This is a genomic window from Dyella soli, assembly GCF_054482295.1.
In genome coordinates, this window is sequence record NZ_JBTFFU010000001.1 from 1,640,747 (window position 1) to 1,656,257 (window position 15,511).

General features: G+C 65.3%; 12 protein-coding genes. 2 read left to right on the forward strand and 10 right to left on the reverse strand.

The genetic code is table 11. From position 1 onward, the window contains the following. Positions 1-2: 2 nt before the first annotated feature. The 5 genes from ACXU4B_RS07615 to ACXU4B_RS07635 all read right to left on the reverse strand — a co-directional run bounded on the left by ACXU4B_RS07615 (position 3) and on the right by ACXU4B_RS07635 (position 6,639). Positions 3-3,707 carry a pilus assembly protein gene (locus ACXU4B_RS07615; protein ID WP_131409238.1) on the reverse strand — a complete coding sequence of 1,235 codons (3,705 nt, stop codon included), beginning with the start codon at positions 3,705-3,707 and terminating at the stop codon, positions 3-5. A gap of 71 nt (positions 3,708-3,778) precedes the next feature. After that, the gene (locus tag ACXU4B_RS07620; RefSeq protein WP_131410437.1) at positions 3,779-4,354 is read right to left on the reverse strand and encodes a pilus assembly PilX family protein; all 576 of its coding nucleotides are present in this window, start codon (positions 4,352-4,354) and stop codon (positions 3,779-3,781) included. A 118-nt stretch (positions 4,355-4,472) separates the two neighbouring features. After that, positions 4,473-5,507, reverse strand: coding sequence for a PilW family protein (locus tag ACXU4B_RS07625; RefSeq protein ID WP_240734035.1), 1,035 nt, complete (start codon positions 5,505-5,507; stop codon positions 4,473-4,475). After that, positions 5,504-6,049 (reverse strand): type IV pilus modification protein PilV, encoded by a 546-nt coding sequence (gene pilV / locus ACXU4B_RS07630; protein ID WP_240734036.1) that lies wholly within the window; start codon positions 6,047-6,049, stop codon positions 5,504-5,506. The genes ACXU4B_RS07625 and pilV overlap by 4 nt, the downstream gene beginning before the upstream one ends. Beyond that, positions 6,049-6,639, reverse strand: coding sequence for a GspH/FimT family pseudopilin (locus tag ACXU4B_RS07635; protein ID WP_425481405.1), 591 nt, complete (start codon positions 6,637-6,639; stop codon positions 6,049-6,051). The genes pilV and ACXU4B_RS07635 overlap by 1 nt, the downstream gene beginning before the upstream one ends. Before the next feature lie 475 nt (positions 6,640-7,114). On the opposite strand from ACXU4B_RS07635, the gene rapA reads away from it, so the two are divergent. Then, entirely contained in the window at positions 7,115-9,955 is a 2,841-nt protein-coding gene (gene rapA, locus ACXU4B_RS07640) for an RNA polymerase-associated protein RapA (RefSeq protein WP_131409242.1), read from the forward strand. Positions 9,956-9,970: 15 nt separating this feature from the next. Here the strand turns inward: rapA and ACXU4B_RS07645 are convergent, their stop codons facing one another. Genes ACXU4B_RS07645 through ACXU4B_RS07655 form a run of 3 tightly spaced genes read right to left on the reverse strand, consistent with a single transcriptional unit; the run spans position 9,971 to position 12,778 of the window. Then, positions 9,971-10,669 (reverse strand): aspartate/glutamate racemase family protein, encoded by a 699-nt coding sequence (locus ACXU4B_RS07645; protein WP_131409244.1) that lies wholly within the window; start codon positions 10,667-10,669, stop codon positions 9,971-9,973. Between the two features lie 45 nt (positions 10,670-10,714). Beyond that, positions 10,715-12,097 carry an amino acid permease gene (locus tag ACXU4B_RS07650; protein ID WP_131409246.1) on the reverse strand — a complete coding sequence of 461 codons (1,383 nt, stop codon included), beginning with the start codon at positions 12,095-12,097 and terminating at the stop codon, positions 10,715-10,717. Between the two features lie 30 nt (positions 12,098-12,127). After that, a complete protein-coding gene (locus ACXU4B_RS07655; protein ID WP_131409249.1) occupies positions 12,128-12,778 on the reverse strand; it encodes a rhomboid family intramembrane serine protease in 651 nt (216 codons plus the stop codon). A gap of 291 nt (positions 12,779-13,069) precedes the next feature. Between ACXU4B_RS07655 and ACXU4B_RS07660 the strand changes: the two genes are divergently transcribed. Next, positions 13,070-13,711 carry a Rossmann-fold NAD(P)-binding domain-containing protein gene (locus tag ACXU4B_RS07660; RefSeq protein WP_131409252.1) on the forward strand — a complete coding sequence of 214 codons (642 nt, stop codon included), beginning with the start codon at positions 13,070-13,072 and terminating at the stop codon, positions 13,709-13,711. 68 nt (positions 13,712-13,779) lie between these two features. Here the strand turns inward: ACXU4B_RS07660 and ACXU4B_RS07665 are convergent, their stop codons facing one another. Both ACXU4B_RS07665 and ACXU4B_RS07670 read right to left on the reverse strand, forming a co-directional pair. Then, on the reverse strand, positions 13,780-14,499 hold the full coding sequence (locus ACXU4B_RS07665) for a C40 family peptidase (protein WP_131409255.1): 720 nt from the start codon (positions 14,497-14,499) through the stop codon (positions 13,780-13,782). A gap of 248 nt (positions 14,500-14,747) precedes the next feature. After that, on the reverse strand, positions 14,748-15,461 hold the full coding sequence (locus ACXU4B_RS07670; RefSeq protein ID WP_131409257.1) for a YggS family pyridoxal phosphate-dependent enzyme: 714 nt from the start codon (positions 15,459-15,461) through the stop codon (positions 14,748-14,750). Positions 15,462-15,511 lie beyond the last annotated feature (50 nt).

A 15,511-nucleotide genomic window follows, 5' to 3' on the forward strand; every position in this document is an offset into this window, starting at 1 on the left:
CTTTACTGGTTGATCAGCTCACGCCAGGACACACGCGTCGTGCCGCTGGTCGATCCCGACGTCTGGATGCTGCTGTTGCTGCCGTTGTCGAAGCTCATCAGCATGGTGCCGCCGACGAAGATCGGGTTGTTGGGCAAGGAGCTAAAGCCGATGCCGGCCGCCGGCGTACCATTGACCGAGTCCGACGAGTTGATGGACCCGTCGCCATTGATGTCAAAGAAGTTCGACTGCGGATTGGTACCGGTGAACGGATCCACCGCCATGACCCAGCCGCTGCCCGAGGGATTGCAGGCATCGGAGGCCTTGGGAATGCGCGTCGTGCCCAGCAGCAGGTTGCCCTGGAACTGGTTGGGCGTGACCATCCGCTCGCCCTGCGCCGTGATGTTGGGAGCGAGGTTCCCGCTCGCATCCAGGCCCGGCGACAACAGGTCGATATACCAGCCGGACTTGCCGGTCATCGAGGTCGCGTTGGTGGTGGTGGTGACGGTGCGCGATCCCGGCGCCGAGCCGGACGCAGCCGTCTCGGACGTGATCGACCGCTGGGCCAGCGAACTGCGCCCCATGCTCGAGGTGATCGCCGGGTTGTTGCTCGTGCCGGACGTGACGACCAGCCCGTACCAGGTCTGCGTGCTCAGGTCGGTCAGGTCCGTTGCGGTCAGGTACTTGCCGGTACCGAAGAACAACCAGACATTGCCGGTCTGCGGATCCTTGCCGGCCAGCATGCCCGACGTGATGGGCTGGGCCTTGTTGCCCGAATCCTTGGCCGTGAACAGCTTCACGCCCGAGCTGCTCGGCGTGGCGGTCAGCGTCGAAAGCCCGGTGTTCGGATCGACGGACACCGTATTGAGCGTGAACGACCAGACATTGCCATCGGCATCGCCGGCATACGCCATGGTGCTGATGCCGTTGTTGGACGGGTCGATCCACACGGCGGGCGCCGCCAGGCCGCTGGTATCGGTCGTGGCATGCACGTTGAGGGTGCCGTCCGAGAGCTTGAACTGCAGCAGCGCAGCCGTAGCCGCGGGGCTGTTGTAACCGTTGCCCATGAGCACCGACCAGGTGCCATCGGCGGTCTGCGCGATCACGGGCTTGCCGGTCATCTGGCCGATATAGGTGCTGTTGGTGAGGCCATCGCCGGACGAACGCTCCCACAGGAACTGGATGTTCGCCGGGTCGGTGACGTCCAGGGCATACACCGTCTTGGCCAGGCCACGCCCGGTCGTACCCACCAGCACCGTCTTCCAGGCGCTGCCGATATAGACGTCAGCGACGGTGAGCTCGCCGTCATTGAAGAACTCGTGCGACACGTTGGTGCCGTAGTCGGTGCTGGACAGGTCGGTCAGGTTGCTGGTGATGACCGCGCCAGGCAGGTAGGCATACGTTTCAGCACCGGTGCTGGCGTTGAACGCGTGCAGCATGCCGTCGTTGGCGGCGACATAGATCAGGCCCGTGCGCGACGCCTTGTTGCTCGCATAGGTGGCGAAGCTGGTCGACCCGGTGAAGGTCTGGTTGTTGAACTGGTTGGTGGAGGGCGCGCCCACGTACACCGGCTGCGAATTGACGATGTCGCCGATGGGCGTGTCGCGGTTGCGGAAGGCACCGCCGCTCTTCACTTCCTGCGTCGCATCGCCACGCAGGTAGTTGATCATGTTCGTCTGCAAGGACGTGCTGGCACCCAGCGCATTGAGCTGGGCCGTCGACAATGCCGGCAGCGTGCCGTCGGCAGCCACCTTGAACGCCATGTAGGTCAACGACGAGGGGTTATAGGAATAAATGTTCCTGCTCGCGGCCGCCGGCAACACGTTGGATGCGGTCCAGCTGGGCGTGGTCGAAATGGCACCGGTGGTGGAGTTGATGGCGAGCGCCTTCAGGTCACCTTTCCACTTGGCCGTGTAGTAATTGGCCTGGTAGGCGACCGTTCCCGTCTGCAGCTGCGTCGAGTTGGCCGCCAGGCTGGCGCCGGTACCGACGCGCTCGGAGGCGCGCTTGAGCGCATCCTTCAGGCCATTGGTAAACGACTGCGGCGTGGTCGCCGAATAGAAGCCACCGTGGCCGTTGACCGCGGCATGCGCCAGGTCGGCGATGTTGTTGATCGAATTGGAAGCCGGCGCGGGCCACGCGAAGCCGCTGATGGCCTTGGTCGTGTCGCCATTGGCCCAGGCGAAGACCTGATTCATCGGAATGGGCGTGACCTTGTCCGCATACAGCGGAGTGAAGCCCAGGCCGAGGGTGAAGGTGACCATGTGCTGCCAGAAGGCAGGGTCTTCCGTGCTGGTGGGCACTTCGTTGGCCGTGCTGCTGCGCAGGTCCGTCTCCCAATACTGCATCGCCACGTCGGCGAGCGTATTGGAGGTGGAACCGGAGTAAGGCGCGGCGGGCGAGTACGTATAGTTCTGACTGTTCGGCCCGGTGACTTTCGTGCCTGCCACGTTGTCCGCGTTGTTTGCCGGGCTCGGATTGTAGTTCGTCTCGTTCCAGAAGCCGTCCGTGGTCAGGATCGTATACGCCTGGCGACAGGCCAGCTCGGTGGGGTCATTGGGATTGGGGTCGGTCGACATCGTCGACCAGGGCTGGCTGGACTTCTGGTAATACTGGCCCACCGAGTCCAGCGCCACACGCAACGGCGTGGAATTGTTGGGCGTAATATTGTTGACCCAGGTCCAGAAGTACGCTTTTTGCGTACCCGTGGAACCATCGCCAAACGGCTTCACGGTGGCGATGTAGTTCCCGTTGTAGCTATTGGTATAGCTGACGGCCTTGATGTCGTTGGTGTTGTTGTTATTGATCGAGCCAAAGCCGACGCGGTACTTGGCGTCGATGCCGACGAACGAATTCATCAGGCCGCTCTTGGCCATCAGGATGCGGGTTCGGTAGTACGAGAACCAGTTGGCGACGTTCTGCTGGGTCGTCGTGCCGTCGTCACAGACCAGCTGGTTCGCCGCGGACAGACTCGCGCAGTCGCCGGTCTTGCCCACATAGTGCTGGACGTACGGCCCGATGGCCGGACCGGTGGTATAGGTGAAATAGTACTTGAAGGACGAGACCGTGTTCGTGCATGTCTGGCCGCTCAGGGAATCGCCGTTGTTGCAGCTATACGTCGTGTTTGAATTGGCAGCGATGATGGTTCCCTGATTGGAGCCACTGGTCTTCTTGCACTGGTTGCCATTGATCAGGGTGTACTGATTGGGGCACGAATACGTCGTGGTGCCCGTCGCGGCGTACGTGGAGGTCGTGGTGATCGTGAAGCGCGTGTAGTAGTTATAGGTTCCCTTGTACTGCGTCACATCGACGGCCGACTGGTCGAGAAATCCATCGTTGAAAGCAGAACCTACGCCGCCGGTCGGCGCATTGTAAAAGTTGGTGCCGTTCGCCTTCGGGGGCGGCAAGTAGGTAACCGCCGGGTTGTAGTACGTCCCGTTGTTGGCGGAATTCCGGTAACCGTCCGTCGAGGTGCTGCCATTGGCGATATCGCTGGGCAGGTAGCCCTGGTCCGGCATGTAGTCGGACGCCATCGATCCGGAATCGTCGAGCATCAGCACGATATCCGGCGGCAGCGATGCCTGGATGATCAGCGGCGCCTTGTCGATGGTCACGGCCGCATAAGCGGGCTCGCTTGCCACCCCCAGGCCACAGACCACCAGGCTGGTGCAGAACAACTTGCCGAGAAAACCGGCAATCTTGTTGCGCAGTCGAAATGAGGTGTTCATGGCGGCTGTGCTCTCGAAAGGAAGCGACATGGAAAGGTTGCTCATGCTGTATCGGTGACCAGGGCTGTCGATCAGCCCTGCTTGATCATGGCTTGCAGGGTCACGACCGCGCGGTTGCCCACCGTGGCGGGGTCGCCGCTACGCGCGGTGACCCGGTAGTACACCGCGGTGGTCGAGGTGCCCTGGGCACCGTAGTTGTGTGCATTGGCCGTCTGGTTGTAACCCGTACTGGTGTTGGGGTCGTACCAGTTGCCCATGTTCTCGATCACATACTGGGGCTGGCCGGTGGAAACCGCGCTGGCGGTGAACTGCCCCGTCCCGGTGCCCGAGGTCACCGAAATGATCTTGGTCGTATCGAGATTGGGATCATTGAAAGGATTGGCCGGGCACACCACGCCGCCCGCCTGGCAGTTGCGCGCGATGTCGCCCGGATTGCTGGCGATGCGGGCGGTGGCGGCGCGTATGGCCGCTTCCGCGCTCTGGAACGCAATCTGCCGGTCGTACATGTTGGACGCCATCTTCTGCTGCATGATGGTGCCGCGCACGGCGGCAAAGCCCACCAGGGTGATCACGATCAGCAGGATCAGCGCCACGGCCAGGGCTACGCCATCCTGGCGGCCCTTTGCGCCGCACCGGGCGCGCCGCATCCGCGCCCCCGGCATGCCCCTGCCGGAACGATGCGCATGAGCAGCCGCGACGACAACGCCATCCTGGTGACTGACCGCACGAGCGGACGAACTGCTGCGTGAAAGGACGTGGCTCATGTCAGCGTACCCGGTTGCGCACGGTGGTCGTGGAGGTGAACGTGCGGGAGATGGGCTTGATGTTGGTACCGGCCCGCTGGTCGGTGCTGGTCATGACCAGCCTGACCTGCACCGCGTCCACGGCAGCCCAGTTGGCGACCAGGTCGGCGGTCACGAAACTCGCATTGCCGGTCTGGTGGTAAGTAATGTTCATGGCCGTCACATTCCTCACCATTTCCGAGGATGGCGTCGTCAGCGCCGCAGCCGTGTTGGTCAACGCGATGCGATACAGCGAACTGCCGCCGACCGCGTTCTGGCCGACGTACCAGTCAGCCGCGGTCAGCTTGGCGATCTGTGCGTTGGGCGCAAAGGCGTAGCTGCTGCCGCTGCTGCACACCGTGGGATAGCTCAGGTCGGTGGTGCAGTTGCCCGGCGTGCCGCTGGTGGCATGCGTGAGCGTGCCGGCGGCCACGTTCGAGAGTTGCACCACCGCGCCGTGGTCGGGATCGCAGACCACCACCACGTCGCCGGTCTGCAGGTCCGACGTGGTTTCATTGATGGTGAACGAGCCGGCCGGCTCGCTGTCGGTCTTCACGCTGACGCCCGAGCCTTCGAGGCCGAGCAGCATCAGCGAATCCGTGTTGGCGACGCGCGTGGCGCCGGCCGCCTGCACCGCCGTGTCGGTCTGGCTGCTGGCGAAGCCGACGATGGTGTTGTTCCAGTTCGCCCACCAGGTGGTGCCGCCGTTGTTGGGGCCGTTCTTGAGCACGTTGGCCATGCGCCCGCTGGTGGTATCGCAACCGGTCAACCCGGCACTGCGAATATCGCGAGCCATCATTTCAAAGGCGATGCGCGAGCTGTCCTGCACGTCGCCCAGCGCCTTGTTGGTCCGGTATACCTGCTGGTTCGACAGGAACACGCTGCCGACGCCCGCGATGACGACCAGGCCAAGCAGCATGGACACCATCAGCTCGACCAGGGTAAAGCCCGCGGTCGACTTGTTCGCGCAGACTGCCGCTCGCCGGCTGGCGTTGCGATGGGTGGAACGCATCTTCATAGCATCGCCCTGGTCACGACCGTCTGTGTACTTGAACCGCCCACGCCCGCCCGGCTGTCATCGAAGGTGATCGTGATGGTGCAGTCGCCGGCAGCCGAGCAGTTGATCGCCCCCGTCGTGGTGGCGGCCACGCCCAGATTGCTGCCCAGCTGGTTGCACCACTGGCTGAGCTGCGCCGCGGCCAGGCTGGCCGTGCCCGTCGGACAGGCATTGGCCTTGAGCGGCGTGGTGGTGTTGTAGGCGGCGCCGGTGGTCGCATTGGCGTAATCGGCACGCATGGCGTCCAGGATCGAGTAACTCGAGATCGTCGCCATGCTGCGCGCCATGGCGCTGTTGTTGGTGGACAGGGACATCGCCTGCAGGGCGGCGATGCCCAGGAACGCAATGGACAGGATCAGCACGGCCACCAGCACCTCGATGAGGCCGACACCCGCCTGCTGACGGCGTCGACGACCGAGGCCAGCGCGTGCGCCCGCCTGGCGATGCCCCGCCCCGGCCAGGCCGCTACGCATCATCGATGCAGGAAGGATTGAATGATTCATTAGGGGCAAGCTCCCGACGAAGTCGTCACTGTGATGATCGACCCGGCAGTCATGGTGATGACGCGATGGTTATTGGTCAGGTTGAGCGAGCTGGTGCAGATGTCCGCCACCGCGCCGCCATAGGGCGTCGATGCACCGATGGTGTAGCCCAGGCCCTGGCCGTTGAAGCGCAAGGCCGTCATGTTTCCGCTCAACTGCACCGGAGCCGTGATGCCGACCGTGCCGGCGTGCACCTGCGCCGTGGTGGTGCCGCTGGTCATCACATACACGGCACCGGCCAGCGTGCCGCACTGGGTACCCAGCGTGTCGGACGTGTTGCTGGCCGCGGAGTTGCTGCAAAACTGGGCGTTGGCGTTGCGCTTCACCGCCTCCATGCGCGCGGTGGTGAGCGCGCCGACCACGTCATTCGCCGCGGTCGTGAGCTTGTTGGTGAGGATGATGGAATTGAAGCTGGGCACGGCAATGGCGATCAGCATCACCGCGACGGCCAGCGTGATCATCAGCTCGACCATGGTAAAGCCGCGGCCACGACGTACTGCCCGGACCGCACGCAATGCCCAAGCGTTGCCCCTTGGACGGGCGCCATGCACCTCGCGCAGGGCCAACCCACGCTCCCACGGTCGACCGCCGAAGGCACTCGCCTCCGGCATCTCGATCAACGAGTTACCACGCCGACACGACAAGACTTGCATGGATTCCCCCTGGTTCCCCAGCCCTTAATCTATCCGTTGCCCCCTCGCGGACCAGTCCTCGGCCGACAGGAGGGAGGAATTTTCCGACAAGTGGCAATCCCTTGACCCACAACGGTGATGGGCATCACAAGGCTTCAGGCAGGGATGAAAGCCAGCCCCGCGTATCGGCCTTGGCTGGCTGCATGGCAGATTTCACGCCACGGTTCATCATCGCAGGGCGCACCTTCCAGCGACGCGGGCCCTCGCATGCAGACCTCGTGCCTGCCTGGAATCGGCACGCCCGCGAGCGTCACGGCCGGTCTTGCCGCTTTCGCTAGGCATCCACAACCACTGGGCGGATAATTGGCGGTCCTTGCAGCTTGCGGTACCCCTGATGTTCGTTCCCGGTCAACGATGGATCTCTACCGCCGAGCCTGAGCTCGGCCTCGGCACTGTGTTGCGCGTCGAAGGACGCGGAGTGCAGGTGCTGTTCGCCAAGGCTGGCGTGCTGCGGCCTTATGCAGTCGACTCGGCGCCGTTGGTGCGCGCGGAGTTCCGTCCCGGCCAGCGCGTGGCGGGCAAGGGCCTGGCCTTCCTGGTCGAGCGGGTGGAGATCCGCGAAGAGCTGCTGATCTACCGCGGCGAAGGCCGCGAGCTGGAAGAAGGCCAGCTCGACGATGAACAAAGCGTCAGCCAGGCCGACGATCGCCTGATCGGTGGCCGCACCGACCCTGTCGCGCATTTCGAACTGCGCCTGGAAGGCCTCAAGCGGCGCGCCGCTGCTCGCCGCTCGCCGGCCTGGGGCCTCGGCGCGGCCCGCATCGGCCTGGTGCCGCATCAGTTGCGCGTGGCCGGCATCGCTGCCTCGCGTCGCCCGCCACGGGTGCTGCTGGCGGACGAAGTGGGGCTGGGCAAGACCATCGAAGCCGGCATGATCATTGCTCGCCAGCTGGCCACGGGTCGCGCCGCGCGCGTCCTGCTGCTGCTGCCGGACACCCTGGTCTACCAATGGTTCGTCGAGCTGCTGCGCCGCTTCAACCTCAGCTTTGCGATCTACGACGAGGAACGCTGCGAAGCGCTGGATCAATCCGGCGACGGCCGCAATCCGTTCGAGGACGAACAGCTGGTCATCGCCGACTTCAGCTTTCTCGAGCAATCGCCCAAGCGTGCCCAGCAGCTGCTGGCGGCGCCGTGGGACCTGCTCGTGGTGGACGAGGCGCATCACCTGGCGTGGTCGCCCGATGTGGCCAGTCCGCGCTATACGCTGGTGGAAAAGCTCGCCGAGGCGACGCCCGGGGTGATCCTGCTCACCGCCACGCCGGAGCAGCTCGGCCGCAGCGGCCATTTCGCGCGCCTGCGCCTGCTCGACCCGCAGCGCTACCACGACCTGGATGTCTATCTGTCCGAAGCGGATGCCTTCCACAATCTGTCGAAGATCGCCGACCGCCTGCTCGATGGCCAGGCACTGGACGATGCCCAGCGCGCCACGCTGCACGACGCCTTCGCCGGCGACGAGCCGCTGCTGTCGTTGCTGTCCGACACCACCCGGCCCGAGCACGCGCGCGCCATTCTCGCCGCGCTGATCGACCGCCACGGCACCGGCCGCGTGATGTTCCGCAACCGGCGGGCCAGCATCGGCGGCTTTCCCAAACGCCTGCCGGTGTGGCACCTGCTCGAGGCCGCCACGCTGGGTGAAGATGGCCGCCAGGCCCTGCTGGCCGAGTTCCACGCGGACATCCAGCAACCGGCACCGGCCCTCGAGATCGACTACGGCGCCGACCCGCGCCTGGAAGCCCTGGTCACCCTGCTCGACGCGTACCCGCAGGACAAATTCCTGCTGATCTGTCGCAGCCAGGCCAAGGTACTGGCACTGGAAGAAGCGCTGCGCACGCGCACCGGCGCGGGCATCGCGCGCTTCCACGAGGGGCTCGGCATCGTGCAGCGCGACCGCAACGCGGCCTACTTCGCGCAGCCCGATGGCGCCCGCCTGCTGCTGTGCTCCGAAATCGGCTCGGAAGGTCGCAATTTCCAGTTCGCGCACCGGCTCGTGCTGTGGGACCTGCCGCTCGATCCCGACCTGCTGGAGCAGCGCATCGGCCGCCTCGACCGCATTGGCCAGAAGCACGACATCAGCATCCACATCCTGGCCGTGGCGGACAGTGCGCAGCACGTGCTGGCACGCTGGTATGACGAAGGCGTGGATGCGTTCCGCTCCAGCCCCGCCGATGGCCGCGAACTGCTGCGCCGATACGGCGAATCACTGGCGCAGCTGGCCGCCGATCACGCCCGCGGCGACGACAACCGCGACCAGGAACTCGAGGTGCTGCTGGCGGAAACGCGCGGCAGCCACGAGGAAATGGCCGAACTGATCCGCGAAGGCCGCGACCATCTGCTGGAACTGGCCGCCAGTCGCGACCTGCACGCGGACGAACTGCAGCAGGCGTTCACCCGCGAGGACCACGACCCGACCCGCGATGCGTTCATCCAGGGCCTGCTCGAGCGCTTCGGCATCCACGCCGAGGAACTGGGCGGCAAGGTCTTGCTGCTCGACCCGCAGTATCTCTCCACCGATGCCCTGCCCGGCTTCGCCGAGGGCCCGCAGGCGGTGACGTTTGCGCGCGAGGTCGCACTGGCACGCGAAGAGCTCCCCTTGCTGCGACTGGATCATCCGCTGGTGCTGGGTGCGCTCGACCTGGCCCTGTCCAGCGAGCAAGGCAATGCGGCCTTCCTGGTGGATGACGCATTGCCGCCGCGCACGGCCTTGCTGCAGGCGGTGTACCTGCTGGAATGCGTGGCCGACCGCAAGCTCGATGCGGAGCGCTTCTTGCCTACCCAGCCCGTCGTCGTCACGGTCGATACGCGGCTGGCCGAACGCGCCGACTTCCGCCCCGGCGACGTGGGCTTGCGCAAGGCGGCCGACCGCAGCATCGAAGTGCCGCGTTATCGCAAGTTCCTCACCAAGCTGGTGCCGCCCATGCTCGAACGGGCCGAAGCGCTGGCCGCCGAGCGCGCGCAGGCCAGCATTGCCGAGGCCCTGGCCCAGGCCACCGACACGCTCGATGCGGAACTGTCGCGCCTGATCGCCCTGCGTGACGTCAATCCTGCGATCAGCGAGGCGGAAATCGGCACGGTCGCGGCGGAGCGCACGGCACTGCTGTCCGCCCTGCCCGAATCGCGGCTGCGGCTCGATGCCGTGCGCTTCGTGGTCAGCCCGGACTTCCTCGCCCTGCGTTGACGGACACCTCGCCGGTCACGCGCCGGCGAGGGAGAAATCCACGGCCGCCGCCGCATGCAGGGCGGCGGTATCGAACAGCGGCACGACGCTGTCCTGCGGCCCCACCAGCAGGCCGATCTCGGTGCAGCCCAGGATGATGCCTTGCGCACCGTCCACCACGCATGCCGCCATGACGGCGCGGAAGAACGCCCGCGATCGCTCGCTCACGACGCCGGCACACAGCTCTTCATAGATGATCCGGTGCACTTCCCGGCGCACATCCGCGGGTGGCACCACGCAACGGATGCCGAACGCGTCGCGCAGGCGTCCGCGGTAGAAGTCTTCTTCCATGGTGAAGGCCGTGCCGAGCAAGGCGACCGTGCGGATACCGGCGGCGCCGATGGCCGCGCCGGTCGCGTCGGCAATATGCAGGAATGGCAGCGGGGTGGCCTGCACGATGGCATCGGCCACCTTGTGCATGGTGTTGGTGGCCAGCACGATGCATTCGGCGCCGCCCGCCTCGAGGCGGCGCGCCGATGCGGCCAACACCTCGCCGGCGCGCGTCCAGTCGCCCTGCCGTTGCAAGACTTCGATGGCGGCGAAGTCGAGGCTATCGAGCAGCAGCCGCGCCGAACTGAGCGGGCCCAGCCGGCCACGCACGCCACGATTGATCCACTGGTAGTAGAGCACCGTGGATTCCCAACTCATGCCGCCAATCAGGCCGATGGTACGCACGCTTGCAGTCCTCCGCGGTCGCGCCGGCGCGCGCCGCCCAGGTCATCAGGTCGAAGCCGGCGCCGCGGCGGCGATGTGCATGCGCCGACCGACGCCGAACCACTTGTATGCCGCCGACAACGAGGCTATCCAAATCGCGCCCACGTACAGCGCGACGCGCGTGTCGGGGCTCACCCCCAGCATGACCACGACGAAGGCGAGAAAGGCCAGACAGACCACCCCGCTCAACGGCCACCAGCGCAGGCGGAACGGCATCGGCGCCTCCCCGTGCCGTCGCTGCCAGCGACGGAAGCTGTAGTGCGCCAGCAACACCATCGACCACGTCCACACCGTATTGAACGAGAGCACCGACATCATCTTCTTGAAGATGTCTTCCGGCAGCAGGTAATTCAGCAGCACGCCGAACACCAGGCAGACCAGGGTCACGATCACCGCACGGACCGGCACGCCGTGCGCGTTGACGTGCGTAAGCATGGCCGGCGCCTGTCCCTTGCTGGCCAGGCTGTAGAGCATGCGGCTGCCTGCAAAGGTCGTGCAGTTGAAACCGGACAATGCCGCCGTGATGACCACGAAGTTGATCAGTCCCGCCGCCTGCTGAATGCCGAGCCTGGCAAACGTCGTCACGAAGGGACTGCCCGTGGTGCCCAGCGCGTCCCACGGGTACAACGCCATGATCACGAACAGCGCGCCGACGTAGAAGATCAGGATACGCCACAGCACCGAGTTCACCGCGCGCGGAATCGTGCGTTCCGGCTGTGCCGCCTCGCCGGCCGCGATACCGATGGTTTCGATGCCGCCGAAGGCAAACACCACCACCGGCAAGGCCATCACCATGCCGGTGATCCCATGCGGCAACCAGCCACCGTGCTGCCAGAGGTTGCCCAGCCCCATCGGGCGACCGCCATTGCCCCAGCCCAGCGCAATGATCGACAGACCGCCGGCAATCATCAGCATCACGGCGAGCACCTTGATCAGGGTGAACCAGAATTCCATTTCGCCGTAGACCTTCACCGCCATGAGGTTCAGGCCGCCGATCAGCACGACGCTGCCGAACACCCAGATCCACTGCGGCAGCTCGGGGAACCATTGCTTCATGTAGATGCCCACGGCGGTACTTTCCGCCATGCCGACGCCCACCATGAGGATGAAGTAGTTCCAGCCGGTGAGGTAGCCGGCGAACGGGCCCAGGTATTTCTGCGCATAGACGCTGAACGAGCCGGCGACGGGATCGCGCACGGTCATCTCGCCCAGGGCGCGCATGATGATGTAGATCATCAGGCCGCCAAACAGGTAGGCGAACAACACGGAAGGACCCGCCAGCTTGATGGCGTCGGCCGAACCCAGGAACAGGCCCGCGCCAATGGCCATGCCCAGCGCCATGAATGTGATGTGGCGCGGATTGAGTCGGCGCTGGAGATGCTGCGTCATGGAATGGCCAAGGAAAGAAGTAACGTGCGATCAGCGCCAGAGGCTGCGCCGGGGCTTGATGGGCAACTTGCCGCGCCAGTACTGGATCAGCACGTAGCCACCCAGCATGCCGCCCAGGTGGGCGAAGTGCGCAATGCCCGCCTGTGTACCGGTGACGCCAAGCACCAGTTCGTAAAGTGCGTAGAGCGTGACAAACAACCATGCCGAGATCGGTATCGGCAGCAGGATCAGCATCATCTTCGCATGCGGGAACATCATGCCGAACGCCAGCAGGATGCCGAAGATCGCACCCGAGGCACCCAGCGTGGGATAGAACCCGCCGGTAAACCACTTCACCACCACCAGCTGCGCCAGTGCGGCGACCAGCAGGCAGACGAAGTAGTACAGGGTGAAGTTGCGCGAACCGAACAGGCGCTCGATCTGCCCGCCAAACATGTACAGGGCGAGCATGTTGGACAGCAGGTGCAGCGTGCTTCCGTGCATGAAGGCGTAGGACACCAGCTGCCACGGACGGAACCCGATGGAAACGATGCCATCGGCCGTCTGGGCCACCTGGTCCGGCCCCCACGGCCACAGCGCGAAGTGCATCAGCAGGGTGTCACCCATCAGCTGCTGCAACAGGAAGACCGCTACGTTGGCGATGAGCAGGTTGCGGGTGACGGGGGGCAGATCGAAGGGCATTCGCGACCAGTTCCGGAAAAATCCTTCCAAGCGTAACCGCACGCGCCGATTGCCGCCACGCGGACGGTCACCAGGGACACCTCCGATCGCGGCAAGCCACGCCATGCTGCCGGCCGGCGCCGGATCGCCACGACCGTGGCCGGCCGTGCACCCGGGCGGTTGCGTGCAGGCGCGCCGGACGACCCAGGCCTGCCCGACGCGTACCGCTCCCTCCGCCTGCCCTTCGAGGCTTGCGGAAACCTAACAGCGATTGTCCACGGCGCAGGCCCCGCACACCGTAGAATGGTTGCCATGAGCGACTTGCCACGCCAGGTCCTGCTTGCGGGCGCCACCGGCCTCACCGGCGGCGCGCTGCTGTCGTTGCTGCTGGACGATCGCGGCATCGAGCACGTGCTGGCGCCGACGCGGCACGCGCTGCCGCCGCATCCGAAACTCGAGAATCCGGTCGGCATGGTGGCCCACCTGGCGGGACAACTGCACGGCCAGATCGACACGGTGTTCTGTTGCCTGGGCACCACCATCCGCCAGGCCGGTTCGCGCGAGGCGTTCCGCATGGTCGACTACGACCTGCCCCTGTCACTGGGGCGCCACGCGCTGGCGCTGGGCGCGCGCCATTACCTGGCCATCAGCGCGCTTGGCGCGAATCCCGCTTCGCGGATCTTCTACAACCGCACCAAGGGCGAACTGGAGCTGGCGCTGCAGAAACAGGGCTGGCCCCAACTGACGATCGTGCGTCCGTCCCTGCTGCTGGGTGCGCGGCGCGAGTTTCGCCTGGGCGAGCTCGTCGCCAAGCCGCTCTCGCGCGCCCTGCCCGGCCGCTACCGCGGCATCGAGGCCACCGCGGTGGCGCGTGCGCTGCTCAAGCTGGCCGGCATGCCGCGAACCGGCCTGCGCATCGTCGAATCCGACGAACTGCACGCGCTGGGCCGTTGACCGTCCCGCAACCGCACGCATAAAAAAAGGCCGCCCTGGGGCGGCCTTTGACTGCGGAGCATGTGCAATCAGCTGCGGGCGAGCGCGCCCGGGCGCTTGGCGCCGGCGAAACGCTGGGCCCAGTACGACTCGTCCAGGCTGTCCACGCGCACGGTCTTGCCGCGCGAGGGCGAATGGATGAACTGGCCATTGGCGATGTAGATGCCGACGTGCGAGATGCGGCCCTGGCCGCGACGACCTGCCGTGCGGAAGAACACCAGGTCGCCCGGCTTCATGTCGCCACGGTCCACCTTGAAGCCGGCGACGAACTGCGAGGCCGAGTTGGTCGGCAGTTCCAGGCCCACGGCATGGGCGAACACGTAACGGACGAAGCCGCTGCAATCGAAACCGGTGGAGGGATCGCGGCCACCGCGCACGTAACGGATGTCGCGCAGCTGCATGGCAAGGCCGACGAGGGTCTTGCGCAGATCGGAGGTGTCATTGCCCAGCGCGGCCACGCTGTCGACGCCCGAGCCCGGCATGCCGTCAGCTTCGAGCTCGTCTTCTTCCACGGCCCAGCCGGAGGCATTGCCCTTGGCGGCCGGCGCGCCTGCGCTGGCCTGGGCGGGAACGACGGACTGCGCCAGCATCGTCGCCGGGGCGAACACCGGCAACTGGCCCAGCAGGTTCGGCGTGACGTTCACCGTTGACGGTGCACTGACGGTGCCGAGAGGAGCAGCAAACAGCGGAAGGGAGGTCAGCAGTGCACCAGCAAGCGCAGCAGCGGCGATCAATCGCTTCGTTGGCATGTGGGACAAATCCCTTTGCAGTTCATGGGTTAAGCCGTCGTTGGAGCTGGCGGCCGTGATGACCATGTGAACTTAGCAAAGGGATATAGGCCGTATGTTCGATTGGGGTTAACTAAACCCCGTCGTTTCGAAACTTGGCACGGCCCATGCTTTACAGGTAAAGCATTGATCTAAATAAGAAAATGTACCTAACGTGATTACTTTTTGATCAATTAGTAAACTAATTAGTCAATTCGGTACCGTATGTTTCAGCTGGTTTTGAGACGTACGCCAAAGATGGCCGTACCGATGCGTATGTCCGTGGCACCCTCGGCAATCGCCAGCCCGAAATCGCCACTCATGCCCATGGAAAGTCGTGGCAGGTCATGGCCTTGCTGCCGGGCCTCGTCGCGCAACAGGCGCAACTGGCGGAAGCAGGATCGCACCGCCCCGGGGTCTTCGGACTGCACTGCCATGGTCATCAGGCCGCGCACGCGCAGGGTGTCGAAGCCGCGCAGCGCATCCAGCAAGCCCGGCAACTGGGCAGGCGGCAGGCCTTGCTTGCTCTCTTCCGGCGAGGTCTTCACCTCGACCAGCACATCGATGCGCCGGCCTTCGTGCTGCAGTCGGCGATGCAGCGCTTCGGCCAGTTCCAGCCGGTCCAGCGACTGCACTTCACTGGCGAGGCGCGCCACGTCGCGGGCCTTGTTCGTCTGCAGGTGGCCAATGACCACCCACTCGATGTCGCAGCCGGCCAGCGCCTCGGCCTTGCTGCGAATCTCCTGAACCTTGTTTTCGCCGAAGCGCTTCATGCCCAGCGACATCGCGGCACGCACCGCCTCGGGACCGAAGGTCTTGCTGACCGGCAGGATCGAAACTTCGGACGGATCGCGACCTACCGCATGGCAGGCCGCGTCGACGCGCTCGCGCACGGCGGCCCAGTTGGCCGCCAGGTGGGAATAGTCGTCCGGAACAGAGTTCATCGCTGGCACACCCTGGAAGTCACGCGCACGTCGGATGCCGTCGCCGGCCC